The organism is Mycolicibacterium bacteremicum (genome assembly GCF_002086115.1).
In the GTDB taxonomy this organism is placed as follows: Bacteria; Actinomycetota; Actinomycetes; order Mycobacteriales; family Mycobacteriaceae; genus Mycobacterium; species Mycobacterium bacteremicum.
This window is the reverse complement of sequence record NZ_MVHJ01000007.1, coordinates 115,512-129,221: the sequence shown is the minus strand read 5'-3', so window position 1 is coordinate 129,221 and position 13,710 is coordinate 115,512. Positions and strand designations below refer to the sequence as shown.

The following is a 13,710-nucleotide window of genomic DNA, read 5'->3' as shown; positions in this document are numbered from 1 at the left end:
TCCTTTCGTCAGGGTGTGGGTTCGCCGGTGCGGATCATCACCGCGTCGGCGGCGTCCACGGGCGCGGGTTGGTGCATGATCTCGATCGCCATCGCGACCATCACCAGTGAATAGATCAGGTGCAGCAGGTTCAGCGCGTCGTCGGGCACATCGTCGAGTGGGAACTTGTCGCAGTAGTCGATGGCCTCTTCCAGCCGCGGGAAGAACGCGTCGTAGAACTCCTGCATCACCGGCATCGTGCTGGACAGCCGTCGCTCCCAGCGCTCGGTCTCGGTGGCCAGACACCAGGTGTCGGCGAAGGGCTCCAGCTCGGCGAAGGCGCTCGGTAACCGCTTGACACTCATGAGTTCTGGTACTCCTCGACCCAGTCGACAGCCACCTTGTGCAGATGCCGCACCAGGATCTCCTGATCGTTGACCGGGAAGTCGTCGATCACGTCGTACTCCAGCGCGGCCTGGGTGCCGCCCAGCATCCCGGCATCCTGCAGGGCGAACTCCTTGAGCACCACCGCGGCGACCTCGTGCTCGATGCGCTCGCGCACGGTGCGAGCCGGGTGGAAGTAGGTGTACGCCTCGAACCGGTGGGTGTTGTGCGAGGTCGGCCAGTACCGGTACAGCAGGTACCAGCCGCCGTAGATCAGGATCTCCAGATTGGGGAAGATCTGGAAGTTGCTGATGCCCCACGGCTCGATGCCGCCCGGGTTGAGGCCGGCGGGCAGGTCCCCGATGTCCGGTGTGCGCCACGGCCCGACGAGTCCGCTCTCGGTGGCGCGCTCGATGGGGTACATGTACTCCGGCGCCAACAACCAGCGCCGGGTGCCGGCGGTGGAGACCAGCCGGTGCGGGCCGTCGAGCTGGAAATGCCCACAGGTGAAGCCGGCGCTGGGGTTTCGCACCTCGGCCGGCACCTGCTGGGTGTGCAGCGAGGGCACGTGGTAGTACTCCTGGAAGGCATCGGCGAAGATCTTCCAGTTGCTGTTGTTGTGCGCCACCCAGTCGTAGCGTTCGGTGAGCGTGCCGAACGGGTAGTCGTCGAGGCCGGTGATCATCGGTCCGAGGAACTCGCGCAGGGTCTGTCTCGGTTGGGCGTCGAAGTTGATGAAGACAAATCCCGCCCACACATCACAGTGCACCTCGAGCAGACCATAGTCCGCGACGTCGAAATCGACGTATCGCTCGATATTCGGGACGTGGCGCAGTCTTCCGTCCAGGCTGTAGCGCCAGCCGGACTGCGCACACACCAACTCCGGCACCTTGCCGGTGCCCTCGACCAGCTTGGCACCACGGTGCCGGCACACATTGTGGAACGCCCGCACCCGGTCATCATCGCCGCGCACCAGTACCAGCGTGGCGTTGGCGGCCTCGACCTCCTTGGTCAGATAGCTCCCCACCGAGGGGATTTCCTCGACCCGGCAGAGGTTCAGCCAGGCGCGTTTGAAGACCGCCTCGCGTTCCAACTCGTAGAACTCCGGTGAGATCGAGTCGCGGAACGAGATCGGACCGGTTCCCAGCTCCGGATAGTGCTCGGTCCAGGATCCCTCGCTCGGTTTGGCCCACTGGGTCGTCACATCACACCTCCACCGTTGACGCCGAGGGTCTGGCCGGTGATGTAGCCGGCCTCCTCGGAACACAGAAATGCCACTGCCGCCGCGATATCGGCCCCGGTTCCCAGCCGGCCGATCGGGATGTTCGCCGCGATCTCCTCGTTGCTCTTGAGGAATCCGGCCGCCTGACCCTGATGCTGCATCGGCGTCTCGATGCCCGACGGCGGGATGTTGTTGACCGTGATACCGCTCTTGGCGTATTCGCGCGCCAGCGATTTGGTCAGCGTCAGCAGCGCCCCCTTGGAGGCCGCGTAATGGGCGGCGAACGGCGACCCGCGTTGCGCACTGGACGACGAGATCATCACGATCCGGCCCCAGCCGCCGGCCACCATGTCGGGCAGTGCCGCCTGACAGCAGTGAAACGTCCCGGTCAGGTTCACCTCGATGATCCGGTTCCAGGATTCCAACGAGATCTCCTCGAAGGGCGCGAATCCGAACAGCCCGGCACTGGTCACCAGGATCTGAACCGGTCCGAGCTCCGTGCGCACCTTGGCGTACGCGTCATCGACGGCCGTCCGGTCGGAGACGTCACCGGCCACCGCCAGCGCGGTCACGCCGTCGGCCCGTAACTCCTCGGCGACCCGCTGCGCCGCCTCGGCATTCACGTCGAACACGGCAACCTTGTGCCCCCGCCTGCCCAGTTCGTGGCAGGTGGCCTCGCCCATACCGGACGCCCCGCCGGTCACCACCGCAACGCGACTCATCGACCCTCCCTACTCGTAGACAAACCGGATGGTGCGACTGGTCGGCAATGCCTGGCAGGTGACGACGAACCCCTCGGCGATCTCGTCGTCGTCGAGCGCATCGTTGTTCAGCAGGCGCGCACTGCCCTCGGTCACCTGCGCGATACACGTTCCGCAGGAACCCGTCTCGCAGGACGACGGCGCCTTCAGTCCGGCCATCCGCGCGGTCTGCAGCAGGGTGTTACCCGCCCGGTAGTCCACGGTGACGGTCTGCCGGTCGAGTTCGATGGTGACCTCTTCGGTGACCGGCGCCTCGTCGTCGACCGGTACCGGCGCCACGCTGAACCGCTCCAGGAACAGCTGATCGGCCGGCACCCCGGCGGAAAGCAGGGCCTGCTCGACGGTGTCCATGAAGGGAGCCGGGCCGCAGACGTAGTAGTCGGCACCGGCGACATCGGCTGTCGCGCCCAGAAATTCGGTGATGATCTCGGCGGTCACCACGCCCCGTTCGGCATCGAGGTGATGATGCAGGACGAACCTGTCCTCGTGCCGATCGGCGAGCCCGGCCAACGCATCGGCGAAGATGACCGACTCGGCGGCGCGGTTGGCGTAGAGCAGTCGCGCCCGGCCCGCCGCGGCGAGCACCGTCTGGATCAGCGAGTACACCGGCGTGATCCCACTCCCGCCGGCGAACGCGATGAGTTCGCGATCGCTGTCGGATCGGACGAACCGGCCCTCCGGCGCAGCGGCCTCGATCTGATCCCCCGGCGCCGCATGGTCATTGAGCCAGTTCGACACCACACCGGCACCGTCGCGCTTGACGGTGACGCGCAGATCCTGTTGCAGCGCCGGTGATGACGACATCGAATAGCACCGCCGATATTCCTGACCGCCGACGGTGACGCGCAGGGTGAGGAACTGCCCTGCCTGGTAGGTGAACCGGCGCTGTTCGGATTCCGGGATATCGAGCACCAGCGACAACGCATCACGGGTCTCCCGCACCACCTCTTTGATGCGCAGCGGTGAAAATCCGTCGACGGGGTTCATCCCGTCGAACATATCAAGTACTTGTCATGTATCTCAAGTAGTTGGCATCAATCGACATGATCGGCGTACAGCGTGTGCCCGGTGCCCTGCTCGACGACCCGGCTGAGCAGCTCACGTAACTGCTCCTGCTCGGCCCGGCTGAGCACACCGAACACCGCGTCATGGGCCTTGACGGCGTCGCTGACCACGGCGGCGGCGATGCTGCGCCCCTCATCGGTGAGAAAGGTCTGCAGGATCCGACCGTGCTGGGGATCCTGCTTACGCTCGACCAGTCCGCGCTTCTCCAGCGCGGTCACCGCGAGCTGCACTCCCTGCGGGCTGATCAGCAGCCGGCGGGCCAACTCGGCGGCCGACAGGCCGGGCTGGTTCGCCAGCTGACGCAGGACGCCGATCTGGGCAGTGCTGACACCATGCGGTTTCACCGAGTCGTTGACCGAGGTGAGCGAGAAGTAAAAGGCCTGCTTGAGCAGCCAGAGAATGTTGTCGGTCAGCTCAACAGCAATATCGTCGCCCATCCCAGCCGCCCATCCTCTAACTCTTGACGACCACGCCATCCTTCATGACGAACCGCACGTCCAGCGTGGCCGAGATATCGCGGGACACATCTCCCGGTACGGCGATGATATCGGCCAGATAGCCCTCGGCCAGCCGTCCCAGTTCGTGTTCGGCGTCGACGAGCTCGGCCGCCACCACGGTCGCGGACCGGATCGCCTGCATCGGCGTCATCCCGCGACCGACCAGTGCGACCAGCTCCTTGGCGTTCTGTCCGTGCGGGATGGCCGGCGCATCGGTGCCACACGCGATGCGGACACCGGCCTCGATGGCCTTGGGCAGCATCGCCTTTGCGCGCGGGAACACCTCGAGGGCCTTCTTGCGAAGCTCCGGCGCGATCCGGTCGATCGCCATCGCATCGGTGAGATAGGTGGTCGACACCAGGAAGGTGCCGTGGTCGACCATCATCTGGATCGTCTCGTCGGTGGCCAGGAATCCGTGCTCGATACAGTCGATCCCGGCACGGATACATGCCCGGATGGCGCTGTCGCCGACCGCGTGTGCGGCCACCTTCACCCCCGCCCGGTGCGCCTCGTCGGCGATTGCCTCGAACTCCGCGTCGGAATACTGCTGCGCGCCCGGTGCCGTGCTGTGCGACATCACACCACCGGAGGCGGACACCTTGATCAGCTTGGCGCCGTGCCGAACCTGGTACCGCACGCAGGCGATGACATCCGGCACCCCGTTGGCGATTCCCTCGGCCACCGAGAGCGGCATGACGCCCGGGGCGAGCCGCTGGAAGACAGTGGGATCCAGGTGTCCGCCGTACGGTGTGACGGCATGTCCGGCCGGGTAAATGCGCGGGCCCGCATGCCAACCCTGGTCGATGGCGCGCTGCAGCGCGACATCGAGCAGGTATCCCCCGGTCTTGACCATCAGCCCCAGGTTGCGCACGGTGGTGAACCCGGCATCCAGGGTGGTCCGCGCGTTCACCGCCCCGCGCAACGTCCGGTAGGCCGGATCGTCCTGTACCCCGTGCATCGGCGTGGGCAATCCCTCGGGACTGCCCGGCCCACCGATCAGCAGGTTGAGCTCCATGTCCATCAGGCCCGGCAGCAGGGTCACGTCACCGAGGTCGATCACGGTGGCCGAATCCGGTAGCGGGCCCTCGGGATCCACTGCGGTGATGCGATTCTGTTCGACCACGATGACCGCCGGCGAGTGGATCTCACCGGTGTCGACGTCGGCCCACCGCGCCGCCTTCAGGATCGTGCTCAAGGGATGGGCTCGTAAACGCAGTCCAGGCTGGTCGCACCGGAATCCGGTACCCGGGGCTGCTTCCAGCATTCGACCGGGAAGGACACTGTGACCATCGAGTACAGCAGGTGCATCAGGTGCAGCACATCCTCGGGCATGTCGTCGAGGCTGAACTTGTCGCAGTAGGAGATGGCCTCCTCGGCGCGTGCGGTGATGGCCTCATAGAAGGCCTGCATCTCGGCCATGGAACTGCCCAACCGCTTGGCGTAGCGCTGCGCCTCGGCGGGCAGCACCCAGTCGGAGAAGCGTTCCAGGTCAGCGAATTCAGTTGGTAGCACGGTGGTCACACCCCCGCCGTCTTGCGCTGGTAGTCGTCGATCCAGGCCGCGGTCTCCTTGTGCAGGTGGCGCAGCAGGATCTCCTGATCGCAGTAGAGGAACTCGTCGACCACCCGGGATTCGATGCTGGTCTGGGTTGCCTCCAGGGTGTTGGCGTCCTGCAGGCCGTACTCCTTGAACGAGGCCGCCGCCAGTTCCTGGGCCAGCCGTTCCCGCGGTGTGCGTGGCTGCGGGAAGTACAGCGTGCACTCGAAGGTGTGCGTGTTGAACGATGTCGGCCAGTAGTGGTAGGTCAGGTACCAGCCCTGGCCCCAGAACAGGATGACGAAGTTCGGGAACAACTGGAACGAATCCAGGCCCCACGGATCGCATTTGGCCGGATTCAGCCCGGCCGGCATCTCACCGAGATCAGGTTTGTCCCAGGGTCCGAAGAGTCCGCTCTGACAGATGTCCTCGATGGGCTTGCGCATCTCGTCGGCCATCTCCCAGGCACGCACCCCGGAGGTGCTCACCAACCGGTGCGGTCCCTCGATCCGGTAATGCGGTGCTTCGAAACCGGCCTCGGCGGCCGCCTTGGAGTAGGCGGTCGGCGTCTGATTCGCGTGCAACACGGGCGCGTGGTAGAACTCCTGGAACGCGTCCATGTAGAGCTTCCAATTCGCCTTCACCTCAGAGCGATAGGTGAACCGCGATGTCATCGTGCCGAACGGATAGCCGGCCAGGTCGGTGATCATCGGGCCGAGGAACTCGGTCAGCGTCTGCTCGGGTTCGGGCGCGAAGTTGACGAAGATGAATCCCTCCCACACCTCGCAGTGCACCGCCACCAACCCGTAGCGATCCTTGTCCAGGTCGAAGAACTCCTCCTCCTGCTGGACGTAGGTCAGCTTGCCTTCCAGGTCATAGCGCCAGGCGTGGTACTTGCAGATGAACTGACGACAGGTGCCGGCGGTCTCCGCCAGCGGCATGTCGTTCCACACCAGCTTGTTCCCGCGGTGCCTGCAGATGTTGTGGTACGCCTTCACCTCACCTTTTGTCGTGCGGCACACGATGATCGAGGTGTTGGCGGCCTTCATCTCCTTGGTGAAGTAGCTGCCCTTGCGGGGCAGCAACTCCACGCGGCCCACGTTCAGCCAGGCCCTCTTGAAGATGGCCCGGCGTTCGAGTTCGTAGATCTCCGGGTTGATCGAGTCCTCATAGGAGATCGGTCCGGTACCCAGATCCGGGTAGTGCTCGGTCCAACTACCCTCTGCCGGTTTCGGGAAGCGCGCCATGATCTGACGGTAGCGCCCACCGAGTTGAATGACAAGTAGTTGATACTCCCGACCGGCAGGGTCAGAAGCCGGAGATGATCGCCCCGTTGCAATCCGCGGCGGCCTGACGCAGCTTGACCGCCTCCTGGTAGGCGTCGGAGTAATACCACTCTTTGGCCGCTTCGACGGATTCGAATTCCAGCAGCACCGTTTGGGTTCCGTGCCACTCGCCCTCGAGCGTCTCGACGGCCGGGCCGAAGCCGAGAACCGTGGCTCCGGCCATCGCCTTGCTCGCCAGCTTGCCGTATTCGGCCATTCCGGCCGGGTCCTTGATGTCTTCGGTGATGATCACGTAGCCCTTGGCCATGGCGTGAAACTCCTTGTCGGTGAATGGATGTGGTCAGAGTTTGTGGATGGCGTTCTCGGGACAGCACGCAATGGCCTCTTCGACGGCCGCCTCGTGTTCGGCCGGCACCTCCCCCGGCGCGGCGACCGCCCAGCCGTCGTCGGACAGGTCGAAGACCTCGGGACACAGCGTCAGGCACATACCGTGGCCGGCGCAGCGATCCTCGTCTACTTCGACCTTCATTTGACGTCGAACTCCAGGTGCAGATGCGTCAATCCACGCAGGATGAACGTCGGGATGTAGTTGTAGTCACGCTGCCCGGCCGGCCCGTGCTTGTCCTCCGAGATGCGGATGTCGGTGGTGCGGTCCAGCAGGCGTTCCAGTCCGACACGCGTCTCGGCGCGGGCCAACGGCGCCCCCGGGCAGGAGTGGATGCCGCGCCCGAAAGCCAGATGCTGACGGGCGTTCTTGCGCGCCGGATCGAAGGTGTCCGGATCCTCGAAGCGACGCGGATCCCGGTTGGCCGCGCCGTTGACCACCATCACGGTGCGCCCGGACGGCAACTCCTGGTCCCCCACCGTCACCGGGGTCCGCGACAGCCGGAAGTCCCCCTTTACCGGACTCTCGAAGCGCAGCGCCTCTTCGATGAAATTCGGCAGCAGGCTGCGATCGGCGCGCACCTGCTGTTGCACATCTGGACGATCGCCGAGCACCTTCAACGCGGTACCCAGCAGTCGGACCGTGGTTTCCTGGCCGGCCGAGAAGACGTTGGTGGCAACACGTGCCACGTCACCCGGGCTCGGGGTGGTGCCATCGGGGAACAATGCGGTGGCCATCCCGGTGAGGATGTCCTCGCGCGGATTGTTGCGCCGGTCCTCGATGTAGGCCTCGAACTGGCCGTAGAGGAACTCCAGCGGGCTGTGCGAGAGCGACTCGCTACTGGTGCTGCCGACGCCGCCACCGGAGTTCTGCGAGATGCCGTCGACGAAGGCATTGCGGTCCTCGGGCGGGATGCCGAGCAGGTCGGCGATCACCAGCAGGGTGAAGGGGCTGGCGAAGCCCTTGATGAACTCACCGTGCCCTGGGGCGAGGTAGTCGTCGAGCACCTCGTCGGCGAGCTGCCACATGGCATCCTCGTTCTCCTTGAGGCGCTTGGGCGTGATGAGGCGCATCATCAGGGAGCGGTGATTGGTGTGCACCGGCGGGTCGAGGGTGGGCAGCTGATCGCTGAACGGCAGCTCGTCGCGGTGCTTCTCGATGAGTTCGGCGACGTCGTCGCGGCCCTCCAGCGGCACCGGGAAACCGGGGAAGGGACCCGTCACCGAGGTGCACGAGGAGAAGGTCTCCTCGTCGTTGTACACCGAGACGGCCTCTTCCCAGCCGGTCACCATCGTGACGCCGTAGATGTCCTCGGGCTGCACCGGACACTTGTCCCGCAGCGCGTTGAAGTACGGATAGGGATCGGCTACCAGCCGCGGGTCCTTGAACCAGTCGATGCCGGCGGGGTCGATCGCCATAGATTCACTCCGTTCCTGCGACCATGAGAATGAGCCTCTCATTGTTGAGTATTACATTTCCACAGGCTCGCGCCGCCGTCAACGAGGGCAAATGCCTGACCACGCCGCTGAATTCTGGCAATGCTGAGCATTCGCACAACATAGCCGGAATGACCGCCTATCCTGACGCCAAATGACAGATCTCGCCGAAGCCAGGGACACCGAGCCCGACCTGGCCCAGCCGTGGGCTCCGCACCGACGCAGGACCTACATCGCGCTCACCGCGATCACCGGATTCGCGTTCACCGCCGCCGTCATCGGTGTCGGCACCGGAGTACTACCACCCAGCTTCACCGTCGACGTCGTCGCCAACCTCGCCTTCGGGCTGCCCGTCATCGTGCTACCGCTGGTGTACTTCTGGACCGGGCGCGGCGAGCAGCGCACGCGGCTGCAGCGGGCATCGGAGCTCACGCTGATCTATCTGCCCTACACCGCAGGCAGCCAGCTCGGCTACGAGACCATCTTTCTCATCGGCCATCCGCTGGACTGGTGGACGCCGACCACCGACCCCGGCTGGAAGTGGCTGTGGTGGCAGTACGGTCTGGCCGACACCCGCTACACCAGCGGCAACGCTTGGATCTTCGGACTGGAGCTGGTCGGCGTCATCACCGGGGCCATGCTGTTCATCGTGTGGCTCCGGCTGATTCGCACCGATCTACCGACCGAGTCCCGGATCAGGTACCTGTGGCTGGCGTTCACCGGGTGCGCCGTGCTGATCAGCAGTACCGGGGTCTACTTCCTGTCCGAGGTACGCGCCGGCTTCGGCGATATCGGCCAGGGCGCGTTCGGGTTGTGGTTCAAGTTCATCGCCGAGAACGTGCCGTTCATGATCCTCCCGTTCTTCGCCCTGATCGCGATGCACCGTCAGATCGATTACCTGACAAGGAAATCCGGCCCGAAGCCGTGACGAGGACGCACAGTCCGACCGCGCAGGCGAACACCCCGAGGATCAGGTGCCGCGGCCAGTCGGTGGCCGCGTAGGCCCACAGTTGCAGGCCGCCGGCCACCAGCGCCAACAGCCCGAAGACCATGCCTGCGATGCGCAAACCCATGAAATAGTCTGCCCTCACTCTTAGTTTGACTCTGGTCAGCTTAACTGCGGCGCGGTACGGTGCGTCAATGGCCACGTCGTCGCGCAATGCCGAAGCTGACCGTGGTCAGCGCCGAGCCACCTTCCGGCGCGCCAACTCGACCGCGACCAAACGCGTGCTGGTGCAGGCCGCGATGGCGCTGTGGCGTACCAAGGGCTACGCGACGACGACGGTCGCCGAAATCTGTACGGCCGCGGGTGTGTCGAAGGCATTGTTCTACTTCTACTTTCCCCGCAAGGAGGACGTGCTGTTCGAGGTGGGGGTGATGTCGACCCGGTCCGCACAGCGCGTCGTCGCCGAGCTGCTCACCGGCGACTACGACATCGGCACCGTCATCGCGGCCGCGCTTGCCGACCTGGAACGGTCGATGGCCCGTAACCCCCGCGAGCTGGTGATCGAGACGATCCTGGAGGGCTACCGACACGAACACCGACTGCTCGCCGCCGGCGAAGCCGGCACATCAAACACCGCCGGCGAAGCCGGCACATCAAACACCGCCGGCGATACCGCCCCCGACCTGAACGGCGGCATGTTCACCGAACTGTTCGACCGCGCGCTCGCCGACGGCAAGCTGCCCGCCGGAACCGACACCGGCCATCTGGCCTACCTGGCCATGACGCTGGTCAGCGAAGGCGCCCGGCACTGGGCCGCCGGCGCCTTCGGCTCCCGATCGTTCGCCGACGTCGTCGGCGCCGACATCCTCACCCTCATCGCCGGATATCGAAGGAGCTAGCCATGGCATGGGATTTCGAGACCGATCCGGAGTTCGCCGAACTCCTGGCGTGGGCGGACGCCTTCGTCCGCGATGAGGTCGAACCGCTGGATCTGATCTGGCCGCATCTGCAGTTCACCCCGCTGGACGAGGCCCGCCGCGCCGTGGTGGACCCGTTGAAGCAGCGGGTGCGGGACAAGGGCCTGTGGGCCACCCACCTGGGACCCGACCTCGGCGGCCAGGGTTTCGGACAGCTGAAACTGGCTCTGCTGAACGAGATCCTGGGCCGCTCCCAGTGGGCGCCGATCGTATTCGGCTGCCAGGCACCCGATACCGGGAATGCCGAGATCATCGCGCACTACGGCACACCCGAGCAGAAGGAGCGCTATCTGCGCCCACTGCTCGACGGCGAGGTGTTCTCGTGTTACTCCATGACCGAACCGCAGGGCGGTGCCGACCCCACCCAGTTCCGCACCGCCGCCGTGCGCGACGGTGACGACTGGGTCATCAATGGCCACAAGTTCTTCTCCTCCAACGCCTCGACATCGTCGTTCCTGATCGTCATGGTCGTCACCAACCCCGATGTCAGCCCGTACCAAGGCATGTCGATGTTCCTGGTGCCCACCGACACCCCCGGCGTCACCATCGTGCGCAACTCCGGTCTCTACGGCGAGGCCGACGGGCAGGGTTCACACGCACTCATCCACTACGACAACGTGCGGGTACCCGACTCGGCGTTGCTGGGCGGCGAGGGGCAGGCCTTCGTGATCGCCCAGACCCGGTTGGGCGGCGGGCGGATCCACCATGCGATGCGCACCATCGGGCTGGCCCAGAAGGCGCTCGACATGATGTGCGAGCGGGCGCTGTCCCGGCACACTGCCGGCAGTCTGCTGTCCGACAAGCAGACGGTGCAGGGCTATATCGCCGACTCCTACGCTCAGCTCAAGCAGTTCCGGCTGATGGTGCTCTACACCGCCTGGGAGATCGACAAGTACAACGACTACAAGAAGGTACGCAAGGACATCGCCGCGGTGAAGGTCGTCATGCCCACCGTCCTGCACGACATCGCCTGGCGGGCAATGCAGGTGCACGGAGCGCTCGGCGTGACCAACGAGATGCCGTTTCTCGGCATGGTGACCGGGGCCGCGGTGATGGGGCTGGCCGACGGTCCGACCGAGGTGCACAAGACGACGGTGGCCAAGCAGGTGCTGCGGGACTACACCGCCACCGACGGGCCGTGGCCGACCGAGTGGATTCCCGGCAAGCGCGACGCGGCCCGCGCCAGGTTCGCCGAACATCTGGAAGCCGAGGTGGGCAACCTGTGAGCACCCCGGCGATCGATGTTGGCCGTCTTGCTGCGTGGATGGATGCTGCCGACCTACCGGGCAGCGGCGCCGCGCTGCAGTCGCGGTTCCTCTCAGGTGGGACGCAGAACATCATCTTCGAACTCACCCGCGGCGAGCATCGCAGCGTGCTGCGGATGCCGCCACCGGGCGCCCCGCCCGACCGCGACAAGGGCATCCTGCGGGAATGGCGCATCATCGAGGCGCTCGACGGCACCGACGTGCCGCACACCGAGGCCATCGGCGTCTGCGCCGACCCGGACGTCCTCGGCCGGCCGTTCTACCTGATGGGTTTCGTCGACGGCTGGTCCCCGATGGACCGACAGGGGCGGTGGCCGGAGCCCTTCGACAGCGACCCGGACACCCGGCCCGCTCTGAGCTACCAACTGGCCGAGGGCATCGCACTGCTGTCCAAGGTCGACTGGAAATCCCGTGGTCTCGGCGATCTGGGCAGACCCGACGGCTTCCACGAACGTCAGGTCGACCGCTGGATCGGTTTTCTGGAGCGCATCAAGAAGCGGGAACTGCCCGGGCTGGAGGTCGCGACGGCCTGGCTGAGGGCGCACAAGCCACTGGATTTCATCCCTGGACTCATGCACGGTGACTATCAATTTGCCAACGTCATGTACCGGCACGGGGCGCCCGCGCAGTTGGCCGCGATCGTCGACTGGGAGATGGGCACGGTCGGTGACCCGAAACTCGATCTGGGCTGGATGGTGCAGAGTTGGCCTGCACACGAAGACGACCACGCCGCCATGGACTACGTCGACATGCGCGGGGCGCCGACCCGCGACCAGGTGGTCGCCCACTATGCCGAGGTGTCCGGCCGACAGGTCGACGATCTGGACTACTACCTGGTGCTGGCGAAGTGGAAGCTGGCCATCGTGCTGGAGCAGGGGTACCAGCGCGCCGGTGACGACGAGAAGCTGCTGGCATTCGGACCGGTGGTCACCGATCTGATGCGCTCGGCCGCCGAACTCGCCGAGTCCAGCGACTACCGGTGAGGGCCGCGCTCTGCCCGGCGCATGGTCCGCCCGAGGTGGTCGAGGTCCGGGAGCTGCCCTCCCCCGCGCGTGCCGACGGACAGCTCCGTGTGCGGGTACACGTGGCGGCGGTGAACTTTCCGGATGTGCTGCTGGTGGCGGGCCGATACCAGGTCGCTGTCCCACCGCCATTCGTGCCGGGCAGCGAGTTCGCCGGTGTGGTGGTCGAGACCGACGGCGTGGCATCGGGGTTCACCGTCGGTGACCGGGTGACCGGAACCGCGATGTTCGGGGCGTTCGCCGAGCAGGTCTGCCTGCCGCCCGAGGCGTTGGCCAGGGTGCCGGACGGCATCGACGATCGGGCCGCAGCGGCATCCGGCGTGGCGTTCCGTACGGCGTATCACGCCCTGCGTTCGGTCGCGCGGGTGACACCGGGTGATGACGTCGTGGTGCTCGGCGCCGGCGGCGGCGTGGGTCTGGCCGCCGTGGCGCTGGCAACCGCGCTGGGCGCCCGGGTGACCGCCGTGGCGGGAAGCGCCGACAAGCTCTCGGCCGCTGCCCGATACGGCGCTGTGCACGGCATCGACCACCGCGGCGGGGATCTGCGCGAGGCATTGCGCGCGGCCCTGCCCGACGGGGCCGCCGCGGTGCTCGACCCGGTGGGTGGCGCACTCGCCGAGCCCGCGCTGCGTTCCCTGCACCGCGGCGGGCGATTCGTCACGATCGGATACGCCTCGGGTGACATCCCGCGGATTCCGCTGAACCTGATTCTGGTCAAAGGCATCACCGTCGCGGGGTTCGGTTTCCGGGATGTGCCCGCCGACGAGTTCACGCGCAACGAATCGGAATTGCGGCGGCTGCTGGCAACGGGTGCCGTCACGCCGCACATCGGTGCCGAGTATCCCCTCGCCGAGGCGGCCGCGGCATTGCGGCATGTCGCCGACGGCAGGGCGATCGGAAAGGTGCTCGTGCAGATCAACCCGGCCGCATACTGACCATTACAGCCACC

16 protein-coding genes are annotated in these 13,710 nt (G+C 66.0%); 5 read left to right on the top strand and 11 right to left on the bottom strand.

The window, feature by feature from the left end; all coding sequences use genetic code 11:
* Positions 1-8: 8 nt before the first annotated feature.
* From BST17_RS10650 to BST17_RS10600, 11 genes are all read right to left on the bottom strand, one after another.
* Positions 9-344, bottom strand: coding sequence for a hypothetical protein (locus BST17_RS10650; protein WP_083057750.1), 336 nt, complete (start codon positions 342-344; stop codon positions 9-11).
* Complete coding sequence (locus BST17_RS10645) at positions 341-1,567, bottom strand: aromatic ring-hydroxylating oxygenase subunit alpha (protein ID WP_083057748.1); 1,227 nt, start codon at positions 1,565-1,567, stop codon at positions 341-343. Before BST17_RS10645 ends, BST17_RS10650 begins: the two co-directional genes overlap by 4 nt.
* Entirely contained in the window at positions 1,564-2,307 is a 744-nt protein-coding gene (locus tag BST17_RS10640; protein ID WP_083057747.1) for an SDR family NAD(P)-dependent oxidoreductase, read from the bottom strand. The genes BST17_RS10645 and BST17_RS10640 overlap by 4 nt, the downstream gene beginning before the upstream one ends.
* Before the next feature lie 9 nt (positions 2,308-2,316).
* Positions 2,317-3,333, bottom strand: a complete 1,017-nt coding sequence (locus tag BST17_RS10635) for a ferredoxin--NADP reductase (RefSeq protein WP_234807623.1) — start codon at positions 3,331-3,333, stop codon at positions 2,317-2,319.
* 47 nt (positions 3,334-3,380) lie between these two features.
* The gene (locus tag BST17_RS10630; protein WP_083057743.1) at positions 3,381-3,848 is read right to left on the bottom strand and encodes a MarR family winged helix-turn-helix transcriptional regulator; all 468 of its coding nucleotides are present in this window, start codon (positions 3,846-3,848) and stop codon (positions 3,381-3,383) included.
* A 16-nt stretch (positions 3,849-3,864) separates the two neighbouring features.
* Positions 3,865-5,103, bottom strand: a complete 1,239-nt coding sequence (locus tag BST17_RS10625) for a metal-dependent hydrolase family protein (protein WP_207573611.1) — start codon at positions 5,101-5,103, stop codon at positions 3,865-3,867.
* Positions 5,100-5,429 carry a hypothetical protein gene (locus BST17_RS10620; protein ID WP_083057740.1) on the bottom strand — a complete coding sequence of 110 codons (330 nt, stop codon included), beginning with the start codon at positions 5,427-5,429 and terminating at the stop codon, positions 5,100-5,102. Before BST17_RS10620 ends, BST17_RS10625 begins: the two co-directional genes overlap by 4 nt.
* Entirely contained in the window at positions 5,426-6,691 is a 1,266-nt protein-coding gene (locus BST17_RS10615) for an aromatic ring-hydroxylating oxygenase subunit alpha (RefSeq protein ID WP_083057739.1), read from the bottom strand. Before BST17_RS10615 ends, BST17_RS10620 begins: the two co-directional genes overlap by 4 nt.
* A 61-nt stretch (positions 6,692-6,752) precedes the next feature.
* A complete protein-coding gene (locus BST17_RS10610) occupies positions 6,753-7,037 on the bottom strand; it encodes a DUF1330 domain-containing protein (RefSeq protein ID WP_083057737.1) in 285 nt (94 codons plus the stop codon).
* A gap of 33 nt (positions 7,038-7,070) precedes the next feature.
* The gene (locus BST17_RS10605) at positions 7,071-7,259 is read right to left on the bottom strand and encodes a ferredoxin (protein ID WP_083057736.1); all 189 of its coding nucleotides are present in this window, start codon (positions 7,257-7,259) and stop codon (positions 7,071-7,073) included.
* Positions 7,256-8,533, bottom strand: a complete 1,278-nt coding sequence (locus BST17_RS10600; protein ID WP_083057734.1) for a cytochrome P450 — start codon at positions 8,531-8,533, stop codon at positions 7,256-7,258. Before BST17_RS10600 ends, BST17_RS10605 begins: the two co-directional genes overlap by 4 nt.
* A 172-nt stretch (positions 8,534-8,705) precedes the next feature.
* On the opposite strand from BST17_RS10600, the gene BST17_RS10595 reads away from it, so the two are divergent.
* From BST17_RS10595 to BST17_RS10570, 5 genes are all read left to right on the top strand, one after another.
* A complete protein-coding gene (locus BST17_RS10595; RefSeq protein WP_083057732.1) occupies positions 8,706-9,479 on the top strand; it encodes an emopamil-binding protein in 774 nt (257 codons plus the stop codon).
* 212 nt (positions 9,480-9,691) lie between these two features.
* Entirely contained in the window at positions 9,692-10,396 is a 705-nt protein-coding gene (locus BST17_RS10585; protein WP_083057729.1) for a TetR/AcrR family transcriptional regulator, read from the top strand.
* 2 nt (positions 10,397-10,398) lie between these two features.
* Complete coding sequence (locus BST17_RS10580) at positions 10,399-11,700, top strand: acyl-CoA dehydrogenase family protein (protein ID WP_083057728.1); 1,302 nt, start codon at positions 10,399-10,401, stop codon at positions 11,698-11,700.
* A gap of 38 nt (positions 11,701-11,738) precedes the next feature.
* The gene (locus BST17_RS10575) at positions 11,739-12,722 is read left to right on the top strand and encodes a phosphotransferase family protein (protein ID WP_083057727.1); all 984 of its coding nucleotides are present in this window, start codon (positions 11,739-11,741) and stop codon (positions 12,720-12,722) included.
* On the top strand, positions 12,719-13,696 hold the full coding sequence (locus BST17_RS10570; protein ID WP_083057726.1) for an NADPH:quinone oxidoreductase family protein: 978 nt from the start codon (positions 12,719-12,721) through the stop codon (positions 13,694-13,696). Before BST17_RS10575 ends, BST17_RS10570 begins: the two co-directional genes overlap by 4 nt.
* The last annotated feature ends 14 nt before the right edge of the window (positions 13,697-13,710 follow it).